Consider the following 263-nt stretch of genomic DNA (forward strand, 5'->3'; position numbering starts at 1 on the left):
GCGGATATAGGTTAGTTCGTAAATGTCTTCGAAGCCTCGGGACGCCTTGAACACCAGGGCTTCGAAGCCCGGCGTGATCGGCGTATCGAATTCCAGGCTCAGGGCGGCGGCGCGGGTGATCAGTTCGCCGGGGTCGGAGATGTCGGCGGGGGTAATGAGATTGCGCACATCGGCGGCGGCATAACCGAGCATCCGTTCGGCGCCGACGTTGAAGATCTGGATCACGCCTTTTTCGTCCGTGGCGATACTGGAGAAATACGCGC

General features: G+C 60.5%; 1 protein-coding gene. It reads right to left on the minus strand.

Translation table 11 applies throughout. The features are described 5' to 3' along the window. On the minus strand, positions 1-225 hold a 225-nt coding region (locus AC0L3B_RS39690; protein ID WP_473383336.1), incomplete at its 3' end, for a hypothetical protein. Positions 226-263 lie beyond the last annotated feature (38 nt).

The sequence above is a fragment of the Bradyrhizobium sp. Kon56 genome, from assembly GCF_055807635.1.